Here is a 4,419-nt window from a genome sequence, read left to right on the forward strand (position 1 = left end):
AGACCGTTTTTTCCTTCGTTTACGTTTAGAAACAGGTCGTTGATTTTGTCACCCACGACTTTTGGTGATGAGCCATTTTTTTATAAAAATAGTATAATTACGGATAAATTTCTAGGTGAAAATATTTTTCTTAGGTGAGGGAGCAACTCGACGTTCAACCGCAACGAAAATCGGGCCTTCAGATGAATGGTAGTGTATAAAAATGCATATCTTATTCTAGTAATTTTCAGTCTATAACCGTCAAAAATTATATAAAACCTTTTAATTTCACTATATTTGAAGTAAAATTGTTAATAATTAGAAATGGTTAGTATATTTTGTTGCCAGCTTATTTTCTTTCTTGCTACAATAGGGCAATAGTGTGATACAAGAACGGAGTAGATGATGAATATTTCAGTGATGACAGTGTCTTTTCCATTAGATGGGGAAACATTAAATGAATTAAAATTATTGTGTGAAGAAGCGACCACGCATGATTATCGTGTATATGAAACTGTAATGGGTTTGCCTATGGCGAGTTCTTTTGAATCGAAGGGCTTTATGGTACTTGCTTATGAAGATGACAAAGATGTATTAGTTGGTGCAGCTAGTGCAATAGATTTAATGGGGCTACATACATATGAATGGTCTTTAGTTGTATCACCTCCGTACCGTCAAAAAGGAATTGGAACCGTTTTAGTGGAAGCTTTACAGGTCGGCCTCGAAGAGCGTGGAGCAGAAGGGCAATTGGCGGTAGTAATAGATGGCACACCTTTTGGGCACACATTTATTGAAAAGAAGGGCTTTGCATATAGCTTTTCAGAGGCCACTTTAGAAACGAGAGCAGAGTCAGTAGAAATAAAGAATGATATCGAGATCATCCCTTATGCAGATGAACAGGAAGAGCTGATTGCTATTTATAGTGCAGCGTTTGGAGACCTACCTGAAGAGTCTGAGGAGCTAATCGCTTTTAATACATCTACAACTGGTAGAAAGCTATGGGTAGCCCGTAAAGATGGAGAAATTGTTGGAACAGTGACGACTGCCCAGGAAAATGAAATTCAATGGGTAACGGCATTGGCAGTTCATCCAAACTGTGAAGGGCAAGGAATTGGTACTGCGATGCTTTCATTTTCTAAAGATTATGCGAGCAAAATTGGTGCGAAATTCGTCATGCTGGATGTAGAAATTGACAATCGAAAGGCGCTTTCTGTTTATGAGAAGGCAGGCTTTATGAAGGCTCAACAAATAGACTACTACGTGAAAAACTAAAATAGGTGAGGAGTGTTTTGTTATCACTCCTCACTTATTTTATTCCGCCAAAAACCTCTTTATTTATTTCTTTTCAAATTGAAAAATATCTTGATTGATCATTGCATGAAAATAGCTATCCATTTCCATTGCTGAAATATCTTCTCTATTTTGTAACCACCATGCACTTAATGTTGTAATTACACTTGAGTGGAATTCGACAATTAACTCAAGTGGAATTGTATGATTTTTACAAATTTGTTGTATTTCTTCATTTTCCTGTTTCTTCGTTTCACGAGTTTGGAAATTCATAACATTAATAAATTGTTCGTCATCCATTTGCGACTCTACTATTTTACCTATCTCTTTATGATGTAAAAAGTGCTCCATTACTTGAAATGGTTTAGTTAATCGATCTAAAAGTGGAACTGTCAAAGCTTCCTCTTGATGTTGTTTTAATCCAAATGCTAATAATGCATTTTTATCCTCAAAATGTTGATAAAACGTTGTTCGATGTACCATCGCACGCTCACAAATTTGGTTGATAGTAATGGTACTATATTTTTGTTTTGATTGCGTCATTAATTCAAATAAAGATTCCCACAATAATTTATATGTGCGTCTAATACGTAAATCCAGCTGCTTCTCATTACTTTTCATCTACATTTCTCCCGTTCTGTAGTTTAATTATACAACTAATGAAAATTGATTCTCCACTTTTAATCTACATGTGTATATTATATTACTTGTGATCTTTTGTATACACACGTATTAATAGTCGAGAAGCAGGAGGGAAATTTATAAATGAATATTACGATCACGAATTCTACAAGTAGCAAAGTTGATCTTTCTAATATTAGACATAAACCGATAATAATCGCACTAATTTTAGGTGCAATGGTTGCGTTTTTAAACGAAACATTACTTGGTAATGCTTTAACTGTATTAATGAAAGAATTTGATGTATCAGCTTCGACCATTCAATGGCTTTCTACAGCCTACATGTTAGTTGTTGGGGTTTTGGTACCGATTACAGCTTTACTTCAACAATGGTTCACAACAAGACAAATGTTCTTATCTGCCATGATTATATTTTTAGTCGGTACATTGATTGCTGGCTTCGCACCAACATTTTCCGTTTTATTAATCGGCCGTATTGTCCAAGCAATCGCTACTGGGCTAATTTCACCGTTGCTAATGAATACGATTTTAATTATTTGTCCACCTGAAAAGCGTGGTGCCACAATGGGCTTAATCGGACTTGTTATGATGTTTTCTCCAGCAGTTGGTCCTACATTATCCGGATTGATCGTGGATTCACTGAATTGGAGATGGTTATTCTACACGGTTATTCCTATCGTTATCATTTCTATTTTAATTGGAATGAAGTACATTCAAAATGTCACAGAGTTAACACGACCAAAAGTTGATTATTTATCAATCCTTTTATCAACGTTAGGTTTCGGCGGTATCGTGTACAGCTTTAGTGCTTCGGGCGATTTAGGATGGTCAGATTCTAAAGTGTATTATTCTTTAATTATCGGAGCTATATCGTTAGTTATTTTTGTTGTTCGTCAATTAAAGATCGATAATCCAATTTTGGAACTACGTGCATTTAAATTTCCAATGTTTACTTTAACTGTTGTATTAATGTTCATCGTCATGATGTCACTGTTCGCATCAATGACATTATTACCAATGTTTTTACAAACGGTTTTACTTGTTACAGCCTTTAAATCAGGGCTAATCATGTTACCAGGGAGTATTGTTAGCGGCATAATGGGGCCGGTTGCAGGTAAGTTATTTGATAAACTTAGTCCAAAAACGATTATCATTCCTGGCATTGGGTTAGTAGCTGGTGCAATGTGGCTATTCAAAGGCATTAACCCAGAAACAACATTGACACAAATTATCTTGATGCACAGTTTATTAATGATTGGACTTATGTTTGTGATGACAGCACAAACATATGGTTTAAATCAATTGACACCAGAGCTTTATCCACACGGTACAGCGATCTTTAATACGTTATCGCAGGTAGCTGGCGCAATTGGAACAGCTATATTTATATCTAAAATGTCATCAGGTACAACTAAATATATGGAAAATTCGGCAACTCCAATGGATCCAGTTGAACAATTAAATGGTTTAACATCCGGTTTCCAAGGGGCATTTATGCTGGGATTAATTTTTATAATTATCGCCCTCGTTGCATCGTTTTTCTTAAAAGGACAGAAAAAGAAAGTAAAAGCCACTCAGCTTTCATATGAAGAAAATTAAAAGACATAAATTTTGTAATTGCTGTAGATTTATTTGACAAGCTCACCGAGTCGGTATTAATGTGCCCGTCATACTGTTTGATAAAGATTAATAACAAAAGAGGCTGGGACAAAAGGATTTTAGCCAATGAAAAACCCGAACTATATCACGAAACGCTCATTCTGTGTTTCGTAATAGTTCGGGTTTTCTGTTTATATTCTTTGTTTATTTAAAAATTATCCGTCTTTCATAAAGGGCAAATTAGTTATGTCTCAGCCTCTTTTTCTATATGCGCCCGGCATACGTATGAACTATAGGGGGCAAGTATAGAACCATGAAGACAGGAAGAAAAGCCAACCTTCATTTTAAACAGGTCGTTTAATTATAATCCTAGAAGTTGGCAGTAGGTCGTCTAAATGCTTTTTTACATCATAAATTCAAGCAGCATTTTAAAAAAACGTAAGTTTCCTTAATAGGAGCAGTCTAAGCTCTTGAAAAAATATGATTTATGAAATTGATTCAATAGAGATTAGGATAACAATAAGACATTAAATTATCGTCAGATTGTGAGTCTAATATTAAATTATTTTCTTAATTATTATATAGGAAGTTTCTCGATGAAGTGAAAAAGTATAAAATTTTATTAGAAAAAGTGTTGACCTTTTTAAATTAAGAGTGTAGTATTATACAAGTCGTTAAGACAACCGCTGAAAAACAACTTAATCAAATAAATTAGTTGTTGACATCGGGTTTGCGACATGATATTATATAAGAGTTGCTGATGAGAAAAGCGGCGACGAAATGAACCTTGAAAACTGAACAAGCAAAACGTAATCAATAAAGTTTTTAGTAACTAACCTTGAGTTGGTGAACGAAACAAAATTTTGGACATCAAACATGATGCCAGCAAAACAATTTGAGCTAATCAAA

The 4,419-nt window shown here is 34.7% G+C and carries 3 protein-coding genes; 2 read left to right on the plus strand and 1 reads right to left on the minus strand.

Annotated features, from left to right (window positions below; translation table 11 throughout):
• Nucleotides 1-384 precede the first annotated feature (384 nt).
• A complete protein-coding gene (locus tag AMS59_RS23275) occupies nt 385-1,251 on the plus strand; it encodes a GNAT family N-acetyltransferase (protein WP_053486085.1) in 867 nt (288 codons plus the stop codon).
• Between the two features lie 63 nt (nt 1,252-1,314).
• On the opposite strand, the gene AMS59_RS23280 is transcribed toward AMS59_RS23275, so the two are convergent.
• Complete coding sequence (locus AMS59_RS23280) at nt 1,315-1,890, minus strand: TetR/AcrR family transcriptional regulator (protein ID WP_053486086.1); 576 nt, start codon at nt 1,888-1,890, stop codon at nt 1,315-1,317.
• A 144-nt stretch (nt 1,891-2,034) separates the two neighbouring features.
• Between AMS59_RS23280 and AMS59_RS23285 the strand changes: the two genes are divergently transcribed.
• On the plus strand, nt 2,035-3,510 hold the full coding sequence (locus tag AMS59_RS23285) for an MDR family MFS transporter (protein WP_053486087.1): 1,476 nt from the start codon (nt 2,035-2,037) through the stop codon (nt 3,508-3,510).
• The last annotated feature ends 909 nt before the right edge of the window (nt 3,511-4,419 follow it).

It is taken from the genome of Lysinibacillus sp. FJAT-14745 (assembly GCF_001275675.1).
GTDB lineage: Bacteria > Bacillota > Bacilli > Bacillales_A > Planococcaceae > Lysinibacillus.

What these genes read in the sequence shown, in the direction of transcription:
- AMS59_RS23275 (WP_053486085.1), top strand. Translation starts at nt 385, where the DNA reads ATGAATATTTCAGTGATGACAGTGTCTTTTCCATTAGATGGGGAAACA.
- AMS59_RS23280 (WP_053486086.1), bottom strand. Translation starts at nt 1,890, where the DNA reads ATGAAAAGTAATGAGAAGCAGCTGGATTTACGTATTAGACGCACATAT.
- AMS59_RS23285 (WP_053486087.1), top strand. Translation starts at nt 2,035, where the DNA reads ATGAATATTACGATCACGAATTCTACAAGTAGCAAAGTTGATCTTTCT.